19 protein-coding genes are annotated in these 17,716 nt (G+C 69.8%); 10 read left to right on the forward strand and 9 right to left on the reverse strand.

Features of this window, described 5'->3' with window-relative positions:
* Positions 1-30 precede the first annotated feature (30 nt).
* Positions 31-549: an Lrp/AsnC family transcriptional regulator gene (locus ACQP06_RS32220; RefSeq protein ID WP_357091151.1), complete on the forward strand. Its 519-nt coding sequence runs from the start codon at positions 31-33 to the stop codon at positions 547-549.
* On the opposite strand, the gene ACQP06_RS32225 is transcribed toward ACQP06_RS32220, so the two are convergent.
* From ACQP06_RS32225 to ACQP06_RS32235, 3 genes are all read right to left on the reverse strand, one after another.
* A complete protein-coding gene (locus tag ACQP06_RS32225; protein ID WP_433668653.1) occupies positions 550-1,662 on the reverse strand; it encodes a winged helix DNA-binding domain-containing protein in 1,113 nt (370 codons plus the stop codon).
* Positions 1,663-1,749: 87 nt separating this feature from the next.
* Positions 1,750-2,724 carry an NADPH:quinone oxidoreductase family protein gene (locus ACQP06_RS32230; protein ID WP_433668654.1) on the reverse strand — a complete coding sequence of 325 codons (975 nt, stop codon included), beginning with the start codon at positions 2,722-2,724 and terminating at the stop codon, positions 1,750-1,752.
* 111 nt (positions 2,725-2,835) lie between these two features.
* Positions 2,836-4,698 (reverse strand): protein kinase domain-containing protein, encoded by a 1,863-nt coding sequence (locus tag ACQP06_RS32235; RefSeq protein WP_433668656.1) that lies wholly within the window; start codon positions 4,696-4,698, stop codon positions 2,836-2,838.
* A 241-nt stretch (positions 4,699-4,939) separates the two neighbouring features.
* On the opposite strand from ACQP06_RS32235, the gene ACQP06_RS32240 reads away from it, so the two are divergent.
* Entirely contained in the window at positions 4,940-5,719 is a 780-nt protein-coding gene (locus ACQP06_RS32240; RefSeq protein WP_357091144.1) for an acyl-[acyl-carrier-protein] thioesterase, read from the forward strand.
* Between the two features lie 176 nt (positions 5,720-5,895).
* A complete protein-coding gene (locus ACQP06_RS32245; RefSeq protein WP_433668659.1) occupies positions 5,896-6,621 on the forward strand; it encodes a hypothetical protein in 726 nt (241 codons plus the stop codon).
* Positions 6,622-6,702: 81 nt separating this feature from the next.
* On the opposite strand, the gene ACQP06_RS32250 is transcribed toward ACQP06_RS32245, so the two are convergent.
* Positions 6,703-8,370 (reverse strand): FAD-dependent oxidoreductase, encoded by a 1,668-nt coding sequence (locus tag ACQP06_RS32250; RefSeq protein ID WP_433668660.1) that lies wholly within the window; start codon positions 8,368-8,370, stop codon positions 6,703-6,705.
* Between the two features lie 228 nt (positions 8,371-8,598).
* Between ACQP06_RS32250 and ACQP06_RS32255 the strand changes: the two genes are divergently transcribed.
* The gene (locus ACQP06_RS32255; protein ID WP_404204403.1) at positions 8,599-9,090 is read left to right on the forward strand and encodes a SixA phosphatase family protein; all 492 of its coding nucleotides are present in this window, start codon (positions 8,599-8,601) and stop codon (positions 9,088-9,090) included.
* A gap of 25 nt (positions 9,091-9,115) precedes the next feature.
* On the opposite strand, the gene ACQP06_RS32260 is transcribed toward ACQP06_RS32255, so the two are convergent.
* On the reverse strand, positions 9,116-9,319 hold the full coding sequence (locus tag ACQP06_RS32260; RefSeq protein WP_213559226.1) for a hypothetical protein: 204 nt from the start codon (positions 9,317-9,319) through the stop codon (positions 9,116-9,118).
* Between the two features lie 130 nt (positions 9,320-9,449).
* Between ACQP06_RS32260 and ACQP06_RS32265 the strand changes: the two genes are divergently transcribed.
* Both ACQP06_RS32265 and ACQP06_RS32270 read left to right on the forward strand, forming a co-directional pair.
* Complete coding sequence (locus ACQP06_RS32265; protein ID WP_433668663.1) at positions 9,450-9,902, forward strand: MerR family transcriptional regulator; 453 nt, start codon at positions 9,450-9,452, stop codon at positions 9,900-9,902.
* Positions 9,903-9,905: 3 nt separating this feature from the next.
* The gene (locus ACQP06_RS32270; protein ID WP_433668664.1) at positions 9,906-10,916 is read left to right on the forward strand and encodes an aldo/keto reductase; all 1,011 of its coding nucleotides are present in this window, start codon (positions 9,906-9,908) and stop codon (positions 10,914-10,916) included.
* A 64-nt stretch (positions 10,917-10,980) separates the two neighbouring features.
* On the opposite strand, the gene ACQP06_RS32275 is transcribed toward ACQP06_RS32270, so the two are convergent.
* Complete coding sequence (locus ACQP06_RS32275) at positions 10,981-11,601, reverse strand: GTP cyclohydrolase II (protein WP_433668665.1); 621 nt, start codon at positions 11,599-11,601, stop codon at positions 10,981-10,983.
* Positions 11,602-11,766: 165 nt separating this feature from the next.
* On the opposite strand from ACQP06_RS32275, the gene ACQP06_RS32280 reads away from it, so the two are divergent.
* The 3 genes from ACQP06_RS32280 to ACQP06_RS32290 are packed head-to-tail and all read left to right on the forward strand — an operon-like array spanning position 11,767 to position 13,549.
* A complete protein-coding gene (locus ACQP06_RS32280) occupies positions 11,767-12,222 on the forward strand; it encodes a carboxymuconolactone decarboxylase family protein (RefSeq protein WP_433668667.1) in 456 nt (151 codons plus the stop codon).
* A gap of 3 nt (positions 12,223-12,225) precedes the next feature.
* A complete protein-coding gene (locus tag ACQP06_RS32285) occupies positions 12,226-12,546 on the forward strand; it encodes a GNAT family N-acetyltransferase (protein ID WP_357091126.1) in 321 nt (106 codons plus the stop codon).
* 16 nt (positions 12,547-12,562) lie between these two features.
* Positions 12,563-13,549, forward strand: coding sequence for a pirin family protein (locus ACQP06_RS32290; protein ID WP_433668669.1), 987 nt, complete (start codon positions 12,563-12,565; stop codon positions 13,547-13,549).
* A gap of 3 nt (positions 13,550-13,552) precedes the next feature.
* On the opposite strand, the gene ACQP06_RS32295 is transcribed toward ACQP06_RS32290, so the two are convergent.
* Entirely contained in the window at positions 13,553-14,392 is an 840-nt protein-coding gene (locus ACQP06_RS32295) for a helix-turn-helix transcriptional regulator (RefSeq protein ID WP_433668670.1), read from the reverse strand.
* 168 nt (positions 14,393-14,560) lie between these two features.
* On the opposite strand from ACQP06_RS32295, the gene ACQP06_RS32300 reads away from it, so the two are divergent.
* On the forward strand, positions 14,561-15,586 hold the full coding sequence (locus tag ACQP06_RS32300; RefSeq protein WP_433668672.1) for an aldo/keto reductase: 1,026 nt from the start codon (positions 14,561-14,563) through the stop codon (positions 15,584-15,586).
* Positions 15,587-15,588: 2 nt separating this feature from the next.
* Here the strand turns inward: ACQP06_RS32300 and ACQP06_RS32305 are convergent, their stop codons facing one another.
* Together ACQP06_RS32305 and mqo are read right to left on the reverse strand one after the other, a co-directional pair.
* On the reverse strand, positions 15,589-16,065 hold the full coding sequence (locus ACQP06_RS32305; protein WP_433668674.1) for a PaaI family thioesterase: 477 nt from the start codon (positions 16,063-16,065) through the stop codon (positions 15,589-15,591).
* A gap of 132 nt (positions 16,066-16,197) precedes the next feature.
* Entirely contained in the window at positions 16,198-17,703 is a 1,506-nt protein-coding gene (gene mqo / locus ACQP06_RS32310; protein WP_433668676.1) for a malate dehydrogenase (quinone), read from the reverse strand.
* Positions 17,704-17,716: the final 13 nt, after the last annotated feature.

Here is a 17,716-nt window from a genome sequence, read left to right on the forward strand (position 1 = left end):
TCCGCTCGACCCCTGAGTGGAGGCTCCGCGATGTCCCGCACGCCCGCCCGGCTGGATGAACTCGACCTGGCCATCCTCACCGCCATGCACGAGTACCAGAAGGCGGGCATCCTGGAACTCTCCCGCCGCACCCGAGTCGCCCGCGCCACCGTGCAGTCCCGCATCGCGCGCATGGAGGAGGCGGGGGTGATCTCCTCCTACGACCCGCAGATCGATGTCACCGCGGCCGGTTTCGACGTGCAGGCCTTCGTCACCCTGGAGATCGCGCAGGGCGCGCTGGACGCGGTCGCCGTCGACCTCGAGGCCATTCCCGGCGTGCTCGAGGCCTATGCGACCACCGGTTCCGGTGATGTGCTGTGCCGGATCGGCGCGGACTCGCATGCCGGGTTGCAGGCAGTGCTGCTGAGCATCGACCGGACCAGTTCGGTGGTGCGGTCGCACAGCGTGGTGGTGTTGTCCACGGTGGTCCCCCACCGCACGCTGCCGCTGCTGCGGACGCTCACGCCGTCGGGATCGAGCAAGGCCCCGGCGTATCGCGCCGCGCACTGATCACGGGCGCAGGTCGGCTCCGGGATCGAGGATCTCGACGGCCGGTTCGCGATCCGGCTCCGAGAAGGCCAGCAGGGCAAAGGCTTCCGCCTCTACGGCGGCACGGTCCGAGCTGGACCAGGCGGCGTGCGGGCTGATGCGCAGAGCCGCGGTGGCGCCCTTGGTGAAGACCTTGTAGACGCCGGAGAGGAAGCCGTCGACCAGGATCGGGGCGACCTGGTTGGCGAAGGCGCGCAGGGGCGGGGCGTTGCCGTCGGGGACGATGCGGGTGCGGTCCTGGTGGGAGAGGATCGCGTTGTCGTACCAGCCGAGGAAGCGGACGGGGGCGGGCAGGTCCGGGTCGGCGAGGGTGGCGTCGGCGGCGTCGTAGAGGGTGCGGCCGCGGTCGTCGGTGTAGGTGCGGACGCGGTCACCGAGTTTCGCGACGGCGGGCTTCATGCCGGTCAGCTTGGACCAGGTCTGCATGTCCATGGTGGTGGCGGGGCCGAAGGCGCGCAGGTAGCGCAGCAGCAGTTCCTCGAGTGGGTAGGTGGGGTCCGGGGGTGCGCCGAGCCAGGGGTGCACGCGGGACCAGATCGGGCGGCTGCTGTCGCCCCAGCGGCCCCGCGGCGGGGTCTGCAGGACGGGGAGCTGGTAGAGCCAGGCCTGCACGATGGCGCCGGGATCGCGGTCGGGGTAGCGCGCGGCGGCGTGCTCGCGCAGGGTCGCGGCGGGGGTCGGGTCGTCGCCAAGCACCGATTCGCCCTGGGCGCGGACCTCTTCCGGGTCCAGGCCGACCAGGGCGCCGTAGTTGAAGCCCTTGCGGAAGGGGATCTTCTCCAGCTCCGGCTGGATGTGCGGGGCGATGCGCAGCGCGTCCGGCGGGGTGACCAGGTGAATGGTGCCTCGCATCAAGGTGATTCGCACCAGGGAGCGGTCGTCGAGCGCCTTCGACACCGCCGCCGGATCGAAATCGGCGGCGCGGCTCCACAATGCGACGAACGGCGGCAGCATGTCCTGCGCCTGCAGGCCGACGAGGTGATCGCACAACTCGTGCACGCCGAGCGTGGACCGTTCCAGCAGATGCTGGCGTTCGAGCAGAGTCCGGTTCAGAACCCGGGTGGACAGCTTCACGCTCGTCGACGCTACGTGAGCCGCGATCGATTCGCCCGTGTCAGCAACCGATCGCGGCTCGCGTCCCGGCGAGCGTGTGGTCCGGATTCAGCGGAGCGTGACGACGACTTTGCCGGTGGCGGTGCGCTTGTCGAGCGCGGAGACCGCCTCGGCGGTGTGCGCGAGGCTGTAGAGCAGCGGCTCCGGCGGGGTGATCTTGCCGTTCGCCAGCAGCGGCTCCACCTCGGCCCACTGCTCGCGCAGGTAGCCGGGGTGGCTCATGACCCATTCGCCCCAGGCCGCGCCGATCACCTCGACGTTCTTGAGCAGCAGGCGATTCACCTTCACGGTGGGGATGTCGCCCGCGGTGAAGCCGACCACCAGGACACGGCCGCCCGAGGCCAGCGAGCGGATGCTGTCGGTGAAGCGGTCGCCGCCCACCGGGTCCAGCACGATGTCGACGCCGCGGCCGCCGGTCAGTTCCTTGACCGCGGCCAGCCAGCCGTCGGTGAGCACCACGTCGGTGGCCCCGTTGGCGCGCGCCACCTCGGCCTTCTCCTCGGTGCTGACCACCGCGATCACCCGGCCCGCGCCCAGCGCCTGCGCCATGCGCAGCGTGGAGGTGCCGATGCCGCCGGCCGCGCCGTGCACCAGCACGGTCTCGCCCTGGGCCAGGCGGCCGCGGTTGCGCAGGCAGAAGTGCACGGTCAGGTCGTTGAACAGCACGCCCGCGCCGGACTCCAGGGAGACGTTGTCGGGCAGCTTGAAGACCATGTCGACGGGCGCGATCGCGACCTCCGCGGCGGCATTGCCGAGCAGCGTCAGCGCGATCACCCGGTCCCCGGCCTGGACGTGCGCGCCCGCCGGGGCCTCCCGCACGATGCCGCCCACCTCGCAGCCCACGACATAGGGCAGCGGCGGCTTCATCTGGTACAGCCCCCGGGTCATGAGCACGTCGGGGAAGGCGATTCCGGCGGCGTGCACGTCGATGACGACACCGCCCGGGTAAGCGACCGGCTCCGGAATATCGAGAACCTCGATCGCTTCCGGGCCTTCCAGCTTGCTCACCACGGCTGCGCGCATTCGCGATCAACTCCGATCAATCCACCGGCGGATACCTGCCGAAACTATCCGATACGGACACACCCTGCCAACGATCATCCATCGGACGCGAGGTTTTTCGCGGAACCCGGCTCAGCGGTGGGCGTACTCGACCATGGATTCGTTGGCCGCGACCTGACCGTCCTTGGTGATGACCAGGCCGTACGCGGTGATGCGGTACTGGGTGCCGTCGGTGGGGTTGGTGACGGTGAAGCCGCCGTTGCCGTCCGGCACCGGATCGTTGATCTGGATGGTCGCGCCATCGCTGATGCGCAGGCCCTTGTAGTAGTAGCGGCCGGTGGCGCTGCGGCACACCACCAGGCGCGAACGGTCGGTGCGGCCGATGACCATGGCCGGGTCGCTCGAATCGCAGCGGGGGCTCGAATCGAAACCTTGTGCGTCCGAGTTGGATACGTTCGCGCTCAGCGGGACCAGCGTGGTAGTCGGGACGGTGGGCGACGGGTACCCGGCCGAGTTCGCGGCTTTGGTCGTGGCGCTCCCGGCATTGTCGGAGCCGCCGCCGGAGTCGTTGCCGGACAACAGCACCCAGGCCAGGACCGAACCCAGCACCAGGACCACGCCGAGCAGCGCGCCCACCACGAGCGGCAGCGAACCGCGGTTCTTGGGCGGCAATGGCAGTGGCGCGGAAGGGTGTTCGCGCGGCGCGGACCGATCGACGAACCCGGGCAGGTACCCCGACTGTCCGGAGACGGTCTGCCGTCGCACCGTGGGGTCGACGGTGCCCGGCGCGACCGGGGCCGCCTGCCCCGGGACCTGCTCTCCGCGTGAGTAATCCATCGGACCCGCGGAAGGGCCGACCCGAGAGTTGTCCACAGGCATCCCACGGGAGTGATCCACAGGCCCCGCCGGGAACGCCTGTGCGGCACGCGCATTATCCACAGGCGCGGACGGGTGCGGCTGCGGTCCGGACGGATGCCGCACCGGACCGGAGGGGTCGACGCCCCGGACCGGGCCGCCGACCGGCGGATTCAGCTGGCGCGCGGGATCCGCTGGGCCCGAAGGGTTGTCGAGATAGTGGGGTTCCGAATGACCGGGCGGAACCGCCGGACTGCCGATGGTCGGCGGAGCGGGCGGCACCGTGGTGCGGGTCGGTTCGCCGTGCGCGGCACGCATCAACGCGGCCCGGGCGGCCCGGGCGAGCTGGCCCGCGCTGGCGTAGCGGCGGCCGGGCTCCTTGGCCATGCCGATGGCGACCACCTGGTCCAGGCCGACCGGGACGCCGGTGCGGACGCTGGGGCGCGGCGGCGGGGTCAGCATGTGGGCGCGGATATTGGCCAGATTGCCGACCACCCGGAAGGGCGGGCCGCCGGTCAGGCATTCGTAGAGGACGCAGGCCAGCGCGTAGATGTCGGCGCTCGGCGAGACCGAGGCATTGTGCTCGAACCGTTCCGGCGCCATGTAGGCGAAGGAGCCGATGGCATTGCCGGTCTGGGTCAGCTGCACGTCGGATTCGGTGTGCGCGATGCCGAAATCCACCAGGTAGGCGAACAGGTCGCCGGTGAGCAGGATGTTGGCGGGCTTGACGTCGCGGTGCACCAGGCCGTTCTCGTGCGCGGAGTCGAGGGCGGCGGCGATCTGCTCCACCACGGCGACCGCGCGCTCGGGCGGCAGCGGGCCCTCCTCGAACAGGTAGGCCTTGAGGTCGCGGCCGCGGACCAGCCGCATGTCGATGAACAGGACCCCGTCCACCTCACCCCAGTCGTGCACCGGAATGACGTGGGGTTCCTGGAGTTTGGCGGCGGTGCGGGATTCGCGGCGGAAGCGTTCGACGTAGGTGGGCTGCCGGGCCAGGTCCACATCGAGCAGTTTCACGGCGACCACCCGGTCGCGCACGGTGTCGTAGGCCTCGTAGACCTCGCCCATGCCGCCGACCCCGAGCAGCCGCCGTAGTTCGTACTGCCCGAACCGCGAACCAGCCCTCTCCCCTGCGGCCACCCGCGTCGTCCTCCCTACTGCCGGATGCACTCCGGGAACCCACCGGAGATACACCTGGAAAGGCTACGGGGCGCACGGCCCGGTGTCATTCCTTCGAACAGCGCACCGGCATTCCTTCGACTCGGCGCGAACGGGTACCGCGAGCCCCGTAGAGTCATGTCACCGACTTCGGTCAGCAGGCGCCGCACCCCCGGCGCCGCTGGATAGACATGCGGCACACCGTGCAGCGCGAGGAGCACCAGTGTCACTCGATGAGCCACTCGCCCCGCTTCCCCAGGAGGGCATGGGCTTCGCTTCCGCGTGGCCGGTGCGAGCCGGCGATGTGGACCCGTATCAGCGGCTGCGATTCGACGCCACGGCCCGCTACCTCCAGGACATCGCCTGGGAGGAAATGCAATCCGGCTTCTTCCACCGCACCGATCCGGCCTGGATCGTGCGGCGCACCGTGGTGGACGTGGTCCGGCCGGTGCACTGGCCGGACCGGGTGGAGCTGCGCCGCTGGTGCTCGGCCATGTCGACCCGCTGGACCAATATGCGGGTGCGCATCACCAGCGACAACGGCGGCCTGATCGAGACCGAGGGCTTCTGGATCAATATCAACGAGTTCACCAATATGCCGACCCGGATCAGCGACGAGGGCCTGGCCGAACTCGCCCGCACCACCGATGAGCACCGGCTGCGCTGGCGGCCCTGGCTCACCGACCCCACCCCGCCGGAATCGGATGTGGACCTGCCGTTCCCGGTCCGCGCCACCGATATCGACCAGTACAACCACGTGAACAACGCGGCCTACTGGCAGGCGGTGGAGCAGTACCTGGTGGATTATCCGAAGCTGCTGGCCGGGCCGCATCGCGCGGTCATCGAATACGTGGCGCCGGTGCTGGCCCGCCAGCACGTGAGCGTGCGCAGCCGGTACGAACCCGGCGACCGGGCCGGGCATCCCGCCTCGCTGCGGCTGTGGTTCGTGGTGGGCGGGGTGACGACCACCGCGGTGCGGATCGGACCGCTGCCCGGCGCCTGAGCCGACCCCGAAGGCGGGTCTGTTGCCCACCTGCGCCGCGGTGTCGCAACTGCGAAATCGATTGACCTCCGGCGACATTCCCCGCGTCACACCACGTTCGCTGAACGTTTGCCTGCGACACTGAGCGGCAGGTCGATCGCCCAGGGGTGGCGATCGGGGACAGGAGACCGTTCGCCATGCGATTCGCTCACATCGCGCTGCTCGCGGCCGCGCCCGCGCTGGTCGTCGGGATGACGGCCTGTGGCAGCTCCCAGGATTCGTCGAAGAACACCACGTCGACCACCGTCGCGGCGAGCAGCACCACCACCGAGCATCCCGGCCCGACCCACCCGCCGGTGCCCACCACCCAGACCGCCGGCGACGTCGATTGCGGACCGATCACCGGAGCAAACGGCCAGGGCGCCAACGTGATCGCCTACGCCAGCTCCGGCGGCGTCCCCGGCTGCACCGAGGCCATCACCGTCACCACCCGCTACGTGCAGGCCACCCGCACCGGCGATGCCGCCCAGGTGGACGGGTGGACCTGCCAGCCCCAGCCCGACGCCGCGGTCCCGCACATCTGCTTCAAGGAGGGCTTCCTGATCGGCCTGCGCGGCGGCGCGGCCCCCAACCCGCCCGCCACGACTCCCCCGCCCACCACCAGCGGAGCCGCCCTCCCCGACGCCGACTGCGGCACCGTCACCGACGCGGGCGGCGGCAGCCGCTCGGTCACCGCCGTGGCCGGCGCCGCCGGCCGGGTCGGCTGCACCGAGGCCATCAACGTCGCCACCAAGTACGCCCAGCAGGTCGGCACCAGCGATCGGGCGACCATCGACGGCTGGTCCTGCCACGCCGTCCCCTCGAACCCCACGGTCGGGTCCATGTGCTCCAAGGACGGCCTGTTCATCAACCTCGGCAAATAGCCCCCGACACGAAAACGACTGCGGCCCCACCCTTTCCGGGTGGGGCCGCAGTCGTTCACGCGTGGTCAGGCTCCGAGGGAGTTACCCTTTGGCGGCCTTCAGCAGGTCCTCGACGCTGGTGAACTTCACGCGGGGGCGGCCGGCGGCCTTGCCCGCGGTCTTCTCGGCGGCGTCGATGGCCTTCCAGCCCTCGCGGCCGATCTGGTCGGGCTGACGCTCGGCGAGCAGCGCATCGAGGGCAGCGCGGTCGCCCTGCGGCGCGGCCAGCTTGCCGTTGGTGTAGTCCTCGATGATCTGGTCGACGGTCTCGGTCGAGTCGACCCGGTTGGAGCCGATGACGCCGCGCGGGCCGCGCTTGATCCAGCCGGAGACGTACACGCCCTGAACCGGGTTGCCGTCGGCCAGGACTCGGCCCTTGTCGTTCGGGATGACGCCCTTGGACTCGTCGAACGGCACGTCCGCGACCGGCTCGCCCTTGTAGCCGATGGAGCGCAGCACCAGCGACGCCTCCAGGCTGCCGGTGCGGTCGGAGGCGCGGGCCACGGTTCGGCCGTTCTCCTCGACCAGCTCGTTGTGCACGTACTCCACGCCCTCGGCCTTGCCCTCACCGGTGACGGCGGTGGGCGAGACCAGGTAGCGGAACACGATGCGCTTGTTGTCCTGGTTGCGGGTACCGGCGGCGTATTCCTGAGCGAGGGTGTACTTGAGCTGCAGCGACGGCTCGACCTCGGGGCTGTCCAGCTCGGCCTGCGAGGCCGGGTCCAGGACCAGGTCCTCGGGGTCGACGATGATGTCGACGCCCTTCAGGTGCGCCAGCGCCAGGAACTCCGGCGAGGTGTAGGCGGCCTGCAGCGGGCCACGGCGGCCCAGCACCACGACCTCCTTGATGTTGCTGCGGCGCAGCGCATCCACGGCGTGGTCGGCGATGTCGGTCTTGGCCAGCTCGTCCGGGTTCACGGTGAGCACGCGGGCCACGTCGAGCGCCACATTGCCGTTGCCGACGATGACGGCGCGTTCGCCGGACAGGTCGAACTCGCGGTCGGCGAAGTCCGGGTGGCCGTTGTACCAGGCCACGAACTCGGTGGCGGAGTGGCTGCCGGGCAGGTCCTCACCGGGGACGCCGAGGCGGCGGTCGGTGGCCGCGCCGACGGCGTAGATCACCGCGTGGTGATGGCCGAGCAGCTCCTCGTGCGAGATGTGCTTGCCGACTTCCACGTTCAGCCGGTACTGCAGCGCCTCGCGCCGGAAGGCCGACTCGAACAGGTTGGCCACCGACTTGGTGCCCGGGTGGTCGGGCGCGACGCCCGCGCGCACCAGGCCGTACGGCGTGGGCAGCCGGTCGAACAGCTCCACCTCGACGTCCGCGCGACGCAGTAGCTCCTCGGCGGCGTAGCAGGCCGCGGGGCCGGCGCCCACGATGGCGACGCGCAGCGTACCCAGCTCCTTGGGCGCGCGGGTCGGGGCGACCAGCGGCTCGAAGTTGGACTCCAGCGGGTGACGCTGGAAGTAGGCGGCGTTGATATCGCGGAACCGCCCCAGCGAGGCGAGCAGATCGTCCTCGGAGAAGATCGCGTCGACCGGGCAGGCGTCGACGCAGGCGCCGCAGTCGATGCAGGTATCCGGGTCGATGTAGAGCTGCTCCGTCGTCGCGAACTCGCGTTGCTCGGGCGTGGGACGAATGCAATCGACCGGACACTCGGGTACGCAGCTGGCGTCGTTGCAACAACGCTGCGTGATCACATAGGCCATATCTCGCAGATCCTCGAAACTGTCGCGTGGTGCTACTCCGCTCGGGGTTCGAGCAGGGTCGGTAGAACACGTTCTAATATAGGCGGCATTCCAACGGGTGTCGGCACAGCTGTGTGCCGCCAACCACCAGTGTGCCTCGAGTGTGAGCAGTGTCTCGCGGCGGCACCTGGCAGCACCGCTGTGAGTCCGGTCTCCGGGCTCCACTCGAGGACACCTACCGTAGTGCGTATGGTGCGGACTCTCATCCTGATGCGGCACGGCAAGTCCGGATACCCCGAGGGCGTGGCCGACCACGACCGGCCGCTGGCCGCGCGCGGGCGGCGCGAGGCGGCGCTGGCGGGCGAGTGGCTGCGCGCCACCCAGCCGGAGATCGACGCCGTGCTGTGCTCCACCGCGACCCGGACCCGGGAGACGCTGGCGGCCACCGAGGTCACCGCGCCGGTGTCCTACGAGAAGTCGATCTACGAGGCGTCCCCGCACACCCTGATCGAACTGGTGCAGCTCACCGATCCGGCCGTGGAGACCCTGCTGCTGGTCGGCCATTCCCCCGGAATGCCCTGGACCGCATGGGAATTGGCGGCCAACCGGAACTCCGGCCCGGCCGGGGAGATGAGCGAGAAGTTCCCCACCTCGGCCCTGGCCGTGCTCGAATTCGACCGGCTGTGGGCAGACGCCGACCCGGGCACGGGTGAGCTGGTGCGCTTCCACGTGCCGCGTTAGCCGCCCGGGCAGGGCTGGCTCGGGCTCAGCCGAACAGCTTGCCCTTCCACACCACGACTCCCGCCATGATCAGCAGGAGCAGCAGCGCCCAGCCGAAACCCGCGAGCGCCCACACGACACCGAGCACCGCCAGCACCGGTAGTACGGCGATGGCCGTGATCACCGGCTGTTCCTTGGCCGTCTCCAGAGCCGATCGCGCTCTGATCCGATCCATGTCTTTTCCAGGCATGCCCCCAGGGTAGGCCCGGAATCGGCCGATTCGCCGACCGTTCGAATCTTCGCGCGCCCAGCCCTTGCTTGGAGTGCACTCCAACCCAGTAGCGTCGATACCAGGGGTTCGGCACAGGAGGGCGAGACCGATGAACGCAGCACCGGCGACGAGCGACACCGTGGACTTCGAGCGACCGCGGTATTCGATCGGCGAAGCCTCCGAGCACAGCGGGCTCACCCGCGACACGCTGCGCTGGTACGAGCGCATCGGCCTGATGGACTACGTGGATCGCGACCATTCCGGTCAGCGCCGCTTCAGCGACCGCGACCTGCAGTGGCTCGCGTTCATCGGCAAGCTGCGCAGCACCGGCATGTCGGTGGCCGACATGGTCCGCTACGCCGAGCTGGTGCGCGAGGGCGACCACACCTTCCCGGAGCGCCTCGCCATGTTCCGCCGGACCCGCGAGGAGGTGCTGGCGCAGATCGAGGAACTCCGATCGACGCTGGTGGTCCTCGACCGCAAGATCGCGCTCTATCAGGGCGGCCCGGTCTGCGCACCACCGCCGGCCCGGGCGAAGAGCAGTGCAAACCAAGGGGATTGATCGATGACCAGCACAACGGCATTGCCCACCACCGCGCTCGGGACCACCCGGGTCGGCGCGCAGGGCTACGGGGCCATGGGGATCAGCGAGTTCTACGGCCCGACCGACGCCGCCGAGGCCCGGGCCACGCTGGAGCGGGCCCTCGAACTGGGCGTGACCCTGTTCGACACCGCCGACATGTACGGCAGCGGCCACAATGAGGAGTTCGTCGGCGAGTTCGTGCGCGCACACCGCGAGAGCGTGGTGCTGGCAACGAAATTCGGCCTGGAGCGCCGCGCGGACGACCCCGGATTCCGGGGTATCAACAACTCGCCGGAGTACATCCGCACGGCCGTGGACGCCAGCCTGGGACGGCTCGGCATCGACGTGATCGACCTGTACTACATGCACCGCAAGCAGGACGGCGTCCCGATCGAGGAGACCGTCGGCGTGATGGCGGAACTCGTGGCGGCGGGCAAGGTCCGGCAGCTGGGATTGTCGGAGGTGACCGGCCCGGAACTGCGCGCCGCGTACGCCGTGCACCCGATCGCGGCCGTGCAGTCGGAGTGGTCGTTGTTCTCGCGGGACGTGGAGCGCGCGGTGGTTCCCGCCGCGGCCGAACTCGGTGTCACCTTCGTGCCCTACTCGCCACTGGGTCGCGGCTTCCTCTCGGGCGCCGTCACGCCGACCGGCGAACTGCCGGAAGGGGATTACCGTCGCCGCCATCCCCGCTTCGCCGGGGACAACGCGGTGCGCAATGCCGAGATCCTGGCCCCGATGCACGTCATCGCGGCGGCGCGGGGGCTGACCCCGGCGCAGGTGGCGCTGGCCTGGGTGCACGCCCGGGCGCGGGTGCATGACCTCCCGGTGGTGCCGATTCCGGGTACCCGCAGCCGCACCCGGGTCGCCGAGAACGTCGCCGCGGCGACGGTGGAGATGACCGCGGCGGAACTGGAGACCCTGGACGCGATCGCGGCCCTGGTGGCCGGAGATCGCTACGCGGACATGAAGTTCAGCTCGGCCGGACGCGAATAGTCCCCCTGCCCATACTGTTTCCGGCCCCGCACCGACTCGGCGCGGGGCCGGAAACGCGTCGGGTTCAGCCGACCAGGCGGATGGTGTGCCCGGTGTGCTCGGCTTTTGCCCGGAGGTAGCGCAGGTTACCGGGATTGGCGTGGACGCCGGTCGGGACGGTGTCGCGCACGGTGACGCCGAGCGCGGTGAGCTGCCGCACCTTGTCCGGGTTGTTGGTGAGCAGGTCCAGCTCGCCGACGCCGAGTGCGGTCAGCATCTGTGCGGCCGCGGTGTAGTCGCGGGCGTCCTCGTCGAAGCCGAGGGCGGTGTTGGCCTGATAGGTGTCGAGGCCGTCGTCCTGCAGGGCGTAGGCGTCGAGCTTGTTGTAGAGGCCGATGTCTCGGCCCTCTTGACGCAGATAGAGCAGGACGCCGCCGGTCTCGGTGATGCGTTCCACGGATTCGCGCAGCTGGGGTCCGCAGTCGCAGCGGGCGGAGCCGAAGACGTCGCCGGTGAGGCATTCCGAGTGCAGCCGCACCAGCGGCGTGGCGGCGCCGAGGTCGGGGTCGCCGAGGATGAGGGCGACGTGCTCGCGGCCGTCCTCCAGGCCGTCGAAGGTGACCGCCTGCGCGGTGGTCGAATAGCCGTCGGCGAAGGCCAGCGGGATCCGCACCCGGGTGCGGATGCCGGCGAGGCTGCTGCTCATTGATTGCTCCAGAGGCCGAGGACCGTGTCGTCGATTGGTGAACGACGGATGCGGGCCGGTTATTTCGCGACGGTCCGGAATGTTCAATTTTCAGACCAGAACGCACGGTTCACCTTCTCGGCTTACGATGCAGCCACTATGCAGTCACCTGTTACTCATGACCGAGTGTGGATCGACAAGCAGTCACCCGAGATCTTCCACGCGCTCAACGGCGTCGCGCTCGCAGTGCGGAACGCCGCCGCGGCAGCCGATCTGGACCGTGCCGTCATGGAATTGGTGAACGTGCGGGTGTCCCAGCTCACCGGTTGCCCGTTCTGCCTCGACCTGCACACCCGCGCGGCCCGCGAGGCCGGCGTCACACAACAGCAATTGGATGTGCTCCCCGGCTGGCAACGCAGTCCGTATCTGTTCACGGAACTGCAGCAGGCGGCGCTCTCGGTGGCCGAGACCGTCACTTCGTTGCCGGATGAGGAAAGCATGCAGCGTGAGTATGCTGCTGCGCGGCAACATTTGTCGGATGACCAGATGTCCGTTCTCATCTGGGCTGCCACCACTATCGGCGCGTTCAATCGAGCGTCGATTGTGAGCAAACATCCGGTGCGGGTGCGGAAGGAGAACTGAACAATGAGCGAACAGGCCGTGGCGGCTACAGTCGTTCGTAACGACGCGCAACACCGGTACGAGGTGTGGTACGGGAATTCGCTCGCCGGATTCAGCGAGTACCGCGAGCGCGACGACAACGACACCACCTTCATTCACACCGAGGTGGATCAGGAATTCAGCGGCAAGGGCCTGGCGAATCTGCTCGCGCAGGAGGCGATCAAGGATGTGATCGCCCGCGGCCGCACCATCGTGGCACGCTGCCCGTTCATCAAGGGCTGGCTGGACAAGCATCCGGAGTTCGACGAATACGTTGTCGGCAAGGGCATCAAGCGGGATCGGTGAGCAGGGAGGTGCGGGTGTGAGTGATCTGGAGCCGCGGCCGGAGGAGTCGCTGTGCGAGTCGTCGGGCCGTCCGGGGCCGCGGGCGGAGTTCTTCCCGGCCCGGGAGGTGCCGCTCGGCGGGGTCCGCGGGGTGACCGTGTTCCGGTCGCTGCCGCAGCGGGATCTGCCGACGGTCGGCGCGTGGTGCTTCCTGGACCACTTCGACGGCGCGTCGAAGGCCAACCCCGAGGGCCACGACATCGACCCGCACCCGCACATCGGATTGCAGACCGTCACCTGGCCGTTGGACGGGCGGATCCGACACCGCGACAGTGTGGGCTCGGATGTGGAGATCGCGCCCGGCCAGCTCAACATCATGACCTCGGGCCACGGCATCGCGCACTCGGAATATCGGGTGCCGGGCCACATCTCGGGGCACGGGCTGCAGCTGTGGGTGGCGCTGCCGGGTGAATCCCGGGATATCGCACCGCATTTCGAGCAGCATCGGGAACTGCCCGCCTTCCGGGCGCCGTCGATCGAGGGCACGGTCCTGATCGGCACGCTGGACGGGGTCACCTCCCCGGCCACCGCCTACACCCCGATCGTCGGCGCGGACCTGCGCGTCGCGGCCGGAGCCGACACCGCGCTGCCGCTGAACCCGGCGTTCGAGCACGCGGTGCTGGTGATCGCGGGCGCGCTGAGCCTGGACGGCACCGTGGTCGAGCCGGGCAGCCTGTTCTACCTGGGCAGCGACCGGGACGCGATCCGCGTGCACGACACCACGGGCGCGCACCTGCTGCTGCTCGGCGGTGAACCATTCGGCGAGGACCTGGTCATGTGGTGGAACTTCGTGGCCCGCAGTCACGAGGAGATCGAGCAGGCCCGCAACGACTGGGAGAAGCACGATGTCGGCCGGTTCGCCGATATCGCGGGCCACTCGCCCGAACAGCGGATCCCCGCTCCCCCGCTGCCGGGGCTGCATCTCAAGCCCCGCAAGCGGCGCTGCGGCGTCCCCCACGAGTAGGGATCAGCCGCCGGTCATCGACTGGGTTCCGATGACCCGCAACAGATCCAGCTTGTCCTGGGTGTCGGTGCCCGGCGCGGGGTAGTAGATCAGCACGTGCCGGGTGGCGCTGGGGGTGAGCAGCGGCTCGCAGATCAGTTCCAGCACACCGACTTCCAGGTGGATCATGCGTTTGACGTGCCCGGTGCCGGTGCCCACCTCGTGTTCGTGCCACAGCCGCTCGAATTCCGGGCTGGCGGCGCGCAGCCGGGCCACCAGTTCGGTGACGTCGGCGTCGCCCGCGCGGCGGGCGGAGACCGCGCGCAGGTCGGCGACGTGCTTGTGGCTCATGGCTTCCCAGTCCTCCGGCGGGAAGATGGCGCGCGAGCCCGGCTCGGTGAACCAGCGCCACGGAATGCAGCGGTCCAGGCCGCGCCGCCGCGTGTAGTCCCCGGACAGCAGGGTGTGCATGCGGTTCTGCACCAGCACCTCGCCCAGGTCGGAGATGACCACGGCCGGGGTGTCGTCCAGTTTGGACAGCACGTGCAGGATGCCGGGGCCCACGTGGCTGTCGCCGCCGCGGGCCGGGGCCTGATGCCCGGACAGGTGGAAGAGGTGGTCGCGTTCGCTGTCGGTCAGTCGCAGCGCCCGCGCCAGCGCGGCCAGCACCTGCACCGACGGTCGCGGCCCGCGCGCCTGTTCGAGGCGGGTGTAGTAGTCGGTCGACATGCCCGCGAGCAGGGCGACCTCGTCGCGGCGCAGGCCGGGCGTGCGGCGGCGGGCGCCCGGCGGCAACCCGACGGTCTGCGGTTGCAGCTGCTCACGGCGTCGGCGCAGGAAGTCGGCCAGCTCGGTTCGATCCACCTCACCACTGTCCCCCGTCCCCGGTCCGGTAACCAGGTATCGGCAGTCCCAGCCTGGGCACGGATCCATCCACAACCGTCCACAGCCCGGCCCGGCAACCAGGGATCGCCGATCCCTGGATCAGCGCTCCTCTCCCGCACTCCCGGGATCGGGCGCAGTGTTGTTCCCATGACCACGAACCTCAGCACCGGCCGGCTCGGCAAGACCGGGCCCGCCGTCTCCCGCATCGCCCTGGGCGCCATGGGGATGTCGGGCATGTACGGGTCGGCCGACGACGCCGTCTCGATCGCCACCGTGCACGCCGCCCTCGATTCCGGCGCGAACCTCATCGACACCGGCGACTTCTACGGCATGGGCCACAACGAACTGCTCATCCGGCAGGCGCTGGCCGACCGCAAGCGGGAGGACGTCCTGCTCAGCGTGAAATACGGGGCGCTGCGCGGCCCGGACAACAGCTTCGGCGGCGTCGACACCCGGCCGGCGGCCACCAAGAACTTCCTGGCCTACTCGCTGCAGCGGCTCGGCACCGACTACATCGACATCTACCGGCCCGCGCGGCTGGACCCGAACGTCCCGATCGAGGAGACCATCGGCGGGCTGGCCGAACTGGTCCAGGCCGGGTACATCCGCCATATCGGCCTGTCCGAGGTGGGCGTGGAGACGCTGCGCCGGGCCGCGGCCGTGCATCCGATCGCGGATCTGCAGATCGAGTACTCGCTGATGTCGCGCGGCATCGAGGCCGAGATCCTGCCCGTCGCACGGGAACTCGGGATCGGCATCACCGCGTACGGGGTGCTCTCGCGCGGCCTGCTCAGCGATTCGGTGCGCGCCGGGCAAGCGCGGGGAGGCGGAGCGCAGTTCGCGCCCAGCGACTTCCGCGCCCACAGCCCGCGCTTCCAGGGCGAGAACCTGGACGCCAACCTGCTGTTGGTGGAGGCGCTGGGCAAGATCGCGGCCGCGCGCGGGGTGAGCGTGGCCCAGCTGGCCATCGCCTGGGCGCTGTCGCGCGGCATCGACATCGTGCCGCTGATCGGCGCGCGGAAGCCGGAGCGCTGGGCCGAAGCCGTTGCAGCGGTGGACATCCGGCTGTCCGACGCCGAGCTGGCCACCATCGAGGCCGCGGTGCCCGCCGACCGGGTGGCGGGTGGGCGCTACGCCCCAGCGCAGATGGCCATGCTCGACAGCGAACGCTGAGACTACTTGCGGCGCGGCCGGATGACGGCGGTGAACGCGGCGCGGGCCACGGGCTTGCCGGTGACATCGGCGATGATCACCGGCACCTCCAGCTCGATCTCGGTGTGGGACTCGATGTTCGCGCGGGTCTCGGCGATGGTCTCGGGCGACAGCTCGGCGGTGCCGGTGAACGGGCCCTCCTGGCCCTTGGCGCGGGCCAGGTATTCGATGCGGCCGTCGCGGGCCACGATGAAGGTGTCGCCCATCAGGTCCACGATGCCGGAGATGGCCGCGCCCATGGCGGCCGTCTCGGCCAGGCCGAACAGCAGGGCGGCGTGGATGTCGCCATTGTGGTTGAAGTGCTCGGGGCGCGCGGCCATGCCGACCACGCTGCGGCCCGGGCCGTACTCGACGCTCTCGATGCCCGTGAACTGGATGAAGCCGAGCTTCTTGAAGCCCGCCATCACCATGTCGCCCATGGTCGCATTCGCGCTGTCCATCGCGTCTCCCGCCGATAGAAAAAATGAAACGTGTTCCAATTTCATACCGGGCGGAACGCGACTTTGTCCACGGCGGTCCGGGACCGGGGCCTGGCAGTTTCCTGCCGCATCAGCCCACGACGCCCGGAAGAATCAGCCCACCACCCGGCCCGCCAGACCCAGCGCCTCCGCGGTCCGGGCCATGGTCTGCCGGGCCAGCCGGGCGTCGTCGGCCAGACTGTGCCCCAGCGTCGGCATCAACTCCCGCAGCCGCGGCTCCCAGATCCGGGCATAGCGCGGGAAGCAGCGCTGCAGCACCTCGAGCAGCACCACCGGCGCCGTCGACGCGCCCGGGCTCGCCCCCAGCACCGCAGCGATCGATCCGTCCTGCGCGGCCACCACCTCGGTGCCGAACTCGAGCACCCCGCCGCGTTCGGCGTCCGGCTTCACCAGCTGAGCGCGCTGCCCGGCGGTGATCAGCGACCAGTCCTCGGCGCGCGCCTCGGGCACGAACTCGCGCAGCGCGGCCAGCTTCTTCTTGCGGGTCGAGGTCAGCTGCCCGGCCAGCAACCGCAGCAGCTCGGTATTCGCCTTCAACATGGCCGCGATGGACCCGGCATTGCCCGCCCGCAGCGAGGCCGGGGCGTCGAGCAGCGAACCCTGTTTCAGGAAGCGGGGATTCGCGCCCGCGTACGGCCCGAACAGCAGGGCCCGTTCCCCGTTCACGATGCGCGTGTCCAAGTGCGGCATGGCGATCGACGGCGCACCCGACAGCGCCCGCCCGTACACCTTGGCGTCGTGCCCGGCCGCCACCTCGGGATTGTCGCAGCGCAGGAATCGGCCGCTGACCGGCAGCAGACCGTAGCCGTCGGCCTCGGGAATCCCGGCCTTCTGCAGGATCCTCAGCGCCCAGCCGCCCGCGCCCGCGAAGACGAAACGGGCGTCGGCCTTGCGGGTGAGCCGGTCGTTGTCGGTGCGCCAGTCCACCCGCAGCTGCCAGGTGCCGTCATTGTTGCGGCGCAGTCCGCGCACCTCGCAATTGCGGTGGATCTCCACGTCCTGCCAGCGCAGCCAATGGAACAGCTGCCGGGTCAGTTCACCGAAATCGACATCGCTGCCGGTGATGTCGCGGGTGGCGGCGATCGGATCGCCGTCGTCGCGGCCCGCGGTGAGCAGCGGCGCCCATTCGCCGATCACCGCCGGATCGTCACTGAACTTCATATTCGCGAAAAGGTGATGCGCGGACATGGTTTCGTGGCGGCGGCGCAGGAAATCCACCTCGGTCTTGCCGCGCGCCAGCGTCATATGCGGGACCGGATTGATGAAGGTCTCCGGATTGCGCAGAATCCCCGAGCCCACCAGCGACGCCCACAATTGCCGGGTCAGCTGGAACTGTTCATTCAGCGCGAGCGCCGGCTCGATATCGATGGAGCCGTCGGGATTCTCGCCGGTGTAATCGAGTTCGCACAGTCCCGCGTGCCCGGTGCCGGAATTGTTCCAGGCCGCCGACGCTTCGAGGCCGACCTCCGGCAATCGTTCGTAGACCCCGATGGTCCAGCTGGGTTCCAGATGCTTGATCAGCACCGCGAGCGTCGCGCTCATGATGCCGCCGCCGATCAGCACGACGTCGTAGGGACGTAGCGGCAGTTGTGTTCTCATCGTCATTACCTGG

The sequence above is a fragment of the Nocardia sp. CA-136227 genome, from assembly GCF_050955695.1.
Taxonomy (GTDB): Bacteria; Actinomycetota; Actinomycetes; order Mycobacteriales; family Mycobacteriaceae; genus Nocardia.

Bases quoted from the DNA above. Each gene is read 5' to 3' on its own strand.
- ACQP06_RS32270 (WP_433668664.1), top strand. From the start codon at position 9,906: ATGACCAGCACAACGGCATTGCCCACCACCGCGCTCGGGACCACCCGG.
- ACQP06_RS32220 (WP_357091151.1), top strand. From the start codon at position 31: ATGTCCCGCACGCCCGCCCGGCTGGATGAACTCGACCTGGCCATCCTC.
- ACQP06_RS32305 (WP_433668674.1), bottom strand. From the start codon at position 16,065: ATGGACAGCGCGAATGCGACCATGGGCGACATGGTGATGGCGGGCTTC.
- ACQP06_RS32245 (WP_433668659.1), top strand. From the start codon at position 5,896: ATGCGATTCGCTCACATCGCGCTGCTCGCGGCCGCGCCCGCGCTGGTC.
- ACQP06_RS32275 (WP_433668665.1), bottom strand. From the start codon at position 11,601: ATGAGCAGCAGCCTCGCCGGCATCCGCACCCGGGTGCGGATCCCGCTG.
- ACQP06_RS32250 (WP_433668660.1), bottom strand. From the start codon at position 8,370: ATGGCCTATGTGATCACGCAGCGTTGTTGCAACGACGCCAGCTGCGTA.
- ACQP06_RS32300 (WP_433668672.1), top strand. From the start codon at position 14,561: ATGACCACGAACCTCAGCACCGGCCGGCTCGGCAAGACCGGGCCCGCC.
- ACQP06_RS32230 (WP_433668654.1), bottom strand. From the start codon at position 2,724: ATGCGCGCAGCCGTGGTGAGCAAGCTGGAAGGCCCGGAAGCGATCGAG.
- ACQP06_RS32285 (WP_357091126.1), top strand. From the start codon at position 12,226: ATGAGCGAACAGGCCGTGGCGGCTACAGTCGTTCGTAACGACGCGCAA.
- mqo (WP_433668676.1), bottom strand. From the start codon at position 17,703: ATGAGAACACAACTGCCGCTACGTCCCTACGACGTCGTGCTGATCGGC.
- ACQP06_RS32260 (WP_213559226.1), bottom strand. From the start codon at position 9,319: ATGCCTGGAAAAGACATGGATCGGATCAGAGCGCGATCGGCTCTGGAG.
- ACQP06_RS32265 (WP_433668663.1), top strand. From the start codon at position 9,450: ATGAACGCAGCACCGGCGACGAGCGACACCGTGGACTTCGAGCGACCG.
- ACQP06_RS32255 (WP_404204403.1), top strand. From the start codon at position 8,599: ATGGTGCGGACTCTCATCCTGATGCGGCACGGCAAGTCCGGATACCCC.